Here is a 5,361-nt window from a genome sequence, read left to right as displayed (position 1 = left end):
GAGGTAGCTCTGCTCGTCGACAATCTGCTCAGCCATGACGCTCCCAGGTCGGTTGAGGCCGGTGCCGCCATGGGCGGCTGGATGCACGGGACGGCCGAGCTGTTGGGCGGGCCGGCTGCCCGCACACTCGTCCGACTGCCCGGGAAGTCTGCGGTGGCCCGCTATAGACGCTCTATACCGCCGGATCCGGCCGTCGGCGTGCCTTCCGGCGCAGGTCACGAGGGGTGCGCGGGCCCCGGATCGGGGCGGTCCGGGGCGTGGTGGAAATCACGATTGCTTATATCGAGTGGTTTGCGGTGGCCGAAAAATGCCCTTCCGCCACCCTGGGTGTCCATTACTTGACTTCATGTCATTCGATGACAGAAACTCGACCGGGGGCGTGCAGGGAGTGACATTTCCGTGGCTCGGCCCAGCCGGGGGGCAGCCATATTCAAGGCCCCCGTGTGAAGAAGTTCAGAGATTCCTCGGGGGACGTTTCACCATGTCAGACCTGCTTCGCGTGATCAGACCGCGCCTGTGTCCAGCCTCTTCGCATTCCGACTGTCCAATGTCGACTGATTCTTGACGGCCCATCAGACAACCCTCCCTGGACAATTGGATTCACGGCAATGCTGGAGAAGCTGGGCCTCGGTGCCGAGGCCGGTTCGGTCTACAAAGAAATGCTCAAGGATCCGCAGAGCGGACCCGCCGACATCGCCGGCCGGCTCGGCTGGACCGAGGCCCGGGTGCGGTCCTCCCTGGACGAGCTCGCCCGCCTCGCGCTGCTGAGACCGTCCTGGCAGGACCCGGGCGTGCTGAAGCCGGTGGAACCGGAGGTCGGGCTGCGCTACCTGCTCGACCGCCGGGAGGCCGAGCTCCAGCGGCGCCTGCTGGAGATCGAGCAGGGCCGCCGCGACCTCGTCGAGGTGGTCGCCGAGTACGCCAACCTGACCAGGTCCTCCCGCAAGAGCGCGGACGTCGAGGTGCTGGAGGGGATCGACTCGATCCGGCTGCGGATCGAGTCGCTGGCGACCGGCTGCACCGAGGAGGTGCTGGGCTTCGTCACCTCGGGGGTGATGTCCGAGGCGAACATCGAGGCCAGCCGCCCGCTGGACCTGCGGGTGCTGCGCGGCGGGGTCCGGCTGCGCTCGATCTACCTGGAGAGCATCAAGAACGACAACAACACCATTGCGTATGCTCATTGGCTGACGGAGCAGGGCGCCCAGGTGCGCGTCGCGCCGACGCTTCCGCCGCGCATGGTGATCTATGACCGGTCCACCGCTATTGTTCCGGTGGACCCCGAGGAGACCCGCAGGGGCGCCCTCGTGCTGCGCGGCCACGGAGTGGTCGGCGCGCTGTGCGAACTGTTCGAGCGGGTCTGGCAGAGCTCCCTGCCGGTCGCCTCCGAGCCGGAGGCTCCGGTCGGCCGGGAACAGCCCGAACTGTCCCCGCGATCGCAGGCCATCCTGGTCCTGCTGGCCAAGGGCGCCACCGACGAGATGATCGCCCGCAGGCTCGGCGTCTCGGTCCGCACCGTACGGCGCGGCACCGCCGAGCTGGCCGCCCAGCTGGGCGCCAAGACGAAGTTCCAGGCCGGGATGATGGCGCTCCAGCACGGCTGGGTCGATCCCGCCCTGCTCTCCTGACACCGGCCGCCGCCGGACCCGGACCCGGGGCCGGCGGCGCTCGGCCCGGTCGGGAGCGTCGGCGTCCGGCCCGGGGCGGGAACGCCGGTGGCGCGCCCCGGGGAAACCCAACCCGCCGCATCCCCGTCCTCGCGGGCCGGGCCGGCCGCCCCGTGCCACCGGGGGTGTAGCCAGCCATACCCCGGGACTGAATCCCAGGCCATTGAGCCGCACCCACCCCGACTGATGGGCTGAGACTATGAACGCCACGGACTTTGCCGTTGAACTCCGATCGGTCTGCCGGACCTACCGACGCGGACCCGAGCCGGTCGTCGGCCTGGACGACGTGAGTGTCGGGTTCCCCTTCGGGACCTTCACCGCCGTCATGGGCCCCTCCGGCTCCGGCAAGTCGACCCTGCTGCGGTCCGCCGCGGGCCTGGAGCCGATCGACCAGGGGGAGGTGCGGGTCGACGGCACCGCCCTGGGCGGCCTGCGCGACAACGACCTGACCGTGCTGCGCCGGGAGAAGATCGGCTTCGTCTTCCAGTCCTTCAACCTGCTGCCCGCCCTGACCGCGGCGCAGAACGTGGCGCTCCCGGCCAAGCTGGCCGGCCGGCACCCCGCGCCCTCCGAGGTGACCGCCGCGCTGGCCGTGGTCGGCCTCGCCGAGCGGGCCGGACACCGGCCGGGCGAGCTCTCCGGCGGCCAGCAGCAGCGGGTGGCCATCGCCCGCGCGCTGATCACCCGCCCCGCGGTGCTGCTGGCCGACGAGCCGACCGGCGCCCTGGACACCAAGAGCGGCCGCGAGGTCCTGGCCCTGCTGCGCTCCATGGCCGACGAGCCCAGCCGCGCCGTGGTCATGGTCACCCACGACCCGGTCGCCGCCTCCTACGCCGACCGCGTGGTCTTCCTCCGCGACGGCCGGCTGGCCGGCTCGCTGGAGCGGCCCACCGCCGAGCAGGTCGCCGCCCGGATGACCGCGCTGGAGGCCGTGGCATGCTGAGCCTCGCCCTCGCCACCATCAAGCTGCGCTGGGCCTCGTTCGTCGGCAGCTTCGTCGCCCTGGCCTGCGGCGTCGCCCTGATGGCGACCTCGATCCTGGTCATGGCCGCCACCTCGGACATCCCCGACCAGGAACGCCAGCGCTTCTCGCAGGCCCCCGTCCTGGTGTCCGCCTTCCACACCCTGGACTTCAGGCGGGACGACGGCGACGTCTCCCCGACCCCGGTGGCCAAGCAGCAGGGCCTGCCGGCCGAGCTGATCGCCGCGGTGGCCGCCACCGGCCGGACGGTCGAGGACCGCACCTTCTACGCCCAGCTCGCGGACGGCCCGCACGACCAGGTCGGACGCGCCTGGTCCAGTGCGGAGCTCGGCGGCTACCGGCTGACCGCCGGCTCGGCGCCGACCACCGACGAGCAGATCGTCATCGGCGGCGGCAGCCCCGACCAGGTCGGCCGGCGCGTCCAGTACGTCACCGCCGACGGCCTGCACAGCGCGACCGTCTCCGGCGTCACCGAGGCGGAGCCGTTCGAGCACGCCGTCTTCTTCACCGACGCGCAGGCCGCCCGCTTCTGCCCCGCCGTCGGCGTGCTGGCCGCCTTCGGCCCCGTCGACGCGGTCCGCCAGGCGGTGGCCAGCGCCGGCGGCGCGACCACCGCCCGGGTGCTGACCGGTGCCGAGCGCAGCCAGCTGGACCCGCACCACATCGACGTCGCCGGCCAGCTCGACAACGTGCAGACCCCGCTCGGGCTCTCCGCCGCGGTCTCCGGCGGCACCGCGGTGTTCGTGGTCGCGGGCACCTTCGCGCTGTCGATCGCCCAGCGCCGCCGTGAGCTCGCCCTGCTCCGCCTGATCGGCGCCACCCGCAAGCAGCTGCGCACCCTGGTCAACCGGGAGGCCCTGCTGGTCGGCCTGCTGGCCTCCGCCACGGGCTGCGTGCTCGGTGCGGTCGGGGCGCCGCTGGCCGGCCGCTGGCTGATCGACCACGACATGGTGCCGGCCGACTTCACCGTCCCGATCAGCTGGTGGGGGCTGCTCGTCGCGGCCCTGATCGGACTGCTGACCGCGATGGCCGGCGTGGTGCTCTCCTCGTTCAAGGCCGGACTGGTCAGCCCCGGCGAGGCGCTGATGGAGGCCGACGTGGAGCGGCGCTCGCGGGTCGCCCTGGCGGTCCGCTGGATCAGCGGCCTGCTCGTGCTCGGCGGCGGCATCGCGGCGCTCGTGGTGGTGGCCCGGACCTGGCCCGACGCCGCGGCCAGCGCCGCCGACTCGCTCGGACTGCTGCTGGCCGTCGTCGGCGGCTGCGTCCTGCTCGCGGGCGTGCTGGCCACCCCGGTGATCCGGCTGCTGACGGTGCTGCCCACGCTCTCGGCCCGGCTGCGCGGCCGCCCCGCCGAGGACGGCGGCGGCATCGTCTGGGCCACCGCCCGGCAGAGCGCGCTGACGGCCTTCCGGCGCACCGCCGCCACCACCACCCCGGTGGTGCTGGTCGTCGCCTTCGCCGGCTGCCTGCTCGGCAGCGTCGACACCATCAACCGCTCGAAGGTCACCGAGGTCCGCGGCCAGCTGGCCGCCACCGACTTCGTCGTCGCACCGGCCGGCACGCCCGGGCTGAGCCGGACGGTGGTGGACCGGGTGCGCGCCGTCCCCGGCGTGCGGAGCCTGGTCATCACCCCGACCCTGGTGATGGCCGACCAGGACGGCCAGGCCCTGGTCGCCTTCCCCGCCGCGACGGCGGACGCCGCCGCGCTGGCCGAGGTCGACCGGCTCCCGGTCGTCGAGGGCTCGCTGGCCGACCTCGGCCCCGACTCGATCGTGCTCAGCCGCACCTGGCCCGGCTCGCCGCGGACCGGGCAGCAGGTCCCGGTCTGGCTGGCCGACGGCACCCCCCGGACCCTGCGGGTCGCCGCCGTCCTCGGCACCGGCGCCGAGACGGTCCAGGCCTGGGTGACCGGGCACAACGCCGTCACCGGCGGGGTCGGCGGCCAGGCCCTGGCGAGCCAGATCCACCTGCGGGTGCTGCCCGGCACCGATCGGCAGCAGGCCGCCGACGCCCTGCGGGCGGCCGTGCAGGGGCTGGGCGCCAAGCTCGCGACCTCGGAGGAGACCTGGTCGGCGGCCACCGACAGCAACGAGGAGGCCTCCTGGAACGCCCTGCTGATGATCCTCGGCCTGGCGATCTGCTACGCGGCCATCGCGCTGGCCAACTCGCTGGTGATGACCGTCGCCGACCGCAGGAAGGAGCTGTCGCTGCTGCGCCTGGCCGGCGCCACCAAGGCCCAGGTGCTGCGCACCGTCGCCGTCGAGACGATGCTGTGCGTGGCGGCCGGGACGTTCCTCGGCCTGCTCGGTACCGCGATCAGCATCGGCGGCTCCTGGGCGGCCCTGACCAACCTGGTCGGCCCGACGCCCGCGATGGTGCCCTGGGGCACGATGGGCGTGCTCGCCGCCTGCTGCGCGGCCATCGCGCTCGTCTCGGCGGTGCTGCCGGCCGCGCTCGCGCTGCGCGACCGCGACGGCCAGGGCATCCTGCGCGGGGCCGCCGGTTCGGCCTGACCACCCCGCCAGCGGCTCCAAGTGCCGTGAACTCCATCGGAGTTCCCGGCACTTCCGGTTTCCGGCGGCGGCCCCGGAGCGGCCGGCCCGGCGGCGTATAGGGGCGTTATAGCGACGCTGCGCAGACTGGCCGGGAATCCCATCCCACCGTGAACTCGGGAGCGTCATGGCTGAGCAGATTGTCGACGAGCAGACCTACCTG

The 5,361-nt window shown here is 73.2% G+C and carries 3 protein-coding genes; all 3 read left to right on the top strand.

The genetic code is table 11. The features are described 5' to 3' along the window. Positions 1-608 precede the first annotated feature (608 nt). The 3 genes from ACFWA9_RS38045 (at position 609) to ACFWA9_RS38035 (ending at position 5,159) form a co-directional block, all read left to right on the top strand. A complete protein-coding gene (locus tag ACFWA9_RS38045) occupies positions 609-1,625 on the top strand; it encodes a LuxR C-terminal-related transcriptional regulator (RefSeq protein WP_329488966.1) in 1,017 nt (338 codons plus the stop codon). 238 nt (positions 1,626-1,863) lie between these two features. Then, positions 1,864-2,607 carry an ABC transporter ATP-binding protein gene (locus tag ACFWA9_RS38040; RefSeq protein ID WP_329488967.1) on the top strand — a complete coding sequence of 248 codons (744 nt, stop codon included), beginning with the start codon at positions 1,864-1,866 and terminating at the stop codon, positions 2,605-2,607. After that, positions 2,601-5,159, top strand: a complete 2,559-nt coding sequence (locus ACFWA9_RS38035) for an FtsX-like permease family protein (protein WP_380393946.1) — start codon at positions 2,601-2,603, stop codon at positions 5,157-5,159. The genes ACFWA9_RS38040 and ACFWA9_RS38035 overlap by 7 nt, the downstream gene beginning before the upstream one ends. The last annotated feature ends 202 nt before the right edge of the window (positions 5,160-5,361 follow it).

It is taken from the genome of Kitasatospora sp. NPDC059973 (genome assembly GCF_042737525.1).
Taxonomy (GTDB): Bacteria; Actinomycetota; Actinomycetes; order Streptomycetales; family Streptomycetaceae; genus Kitasatospora.
The sequence above is the reverse complement of the archived record's forward strand: the minus strand, read 5'-3'. Positions and strand labels throughout refer to the sequence as shown.